This is a genomic window from Streptomyces doebereineriae (assembly GCF_031845645.1).
GTDB lineage: Bacteria > Actinomycetota > Actinomycetes > Streptomycetales > Streptomycetaceae > Streptomyces > Streptomyces canus.
This window is the reverse complement of sequence record NZ_JAVREZ010000538.1, coordinates 1-400: the sequence shown is the minus strand read 5'-3', so window position 1 is coordinate 400 and position 400 is coordinate 1. Positions and strand designations below refer to the sequence as shown.

The following is a 400-nucleotide window of genomic DNA, read 5'->3' as shown; positions in this document are numbered from 1 at the left end:
CCCACAGCACCTGGTGGAGCAGCGGGTTCACCGGCGGGTCGGCGGCCCAGTAACGCCGCCGCTGGTAGGGGTAGGGAGGCACCGGAACCCGCTGGTGGCCGGTGTCGAGCGAGGTGCGGTCCAGCGGTACACCGCGCGCCCACAGCCGCCCGGCGGTCTCCAGGAGCGCGCCGCGCCCGTCGTGCCGCAGCGGCCGGTCGCCGGAGTCTCCCGGCAGGGCGGGTATCACCATCACCCGCCCGCACGGACCACTGCCGCCGCCGCTGGGGCTGCCTTCGGTTCCGGTGTCCCCGCCGCCACGGGCGTCCGGGCCTCCCGCACGCCGTACCCCAGCCCCAGCCGCAGCCGCCGAAGCCGCATCCGCAGTCGCATCCGCAGCCGTATCCGCAGTCGAAGCCGT

1 protein-coding gene is annotated in these 400 nt (G+C 76.2%); it reads right to left on the bottom strand.

The features are described 5' to 3' along the window. The coding region (locus tag RNB18_RS53145) for a hypothetical protein (RefSeq protein ID WP_311721197.1) at window positions 1–232 on the bottom strand (232 nt) is incomplete at its 3' end. Between the last annotated feature and the right edge of the window lie 168 nt (window positions 233–400).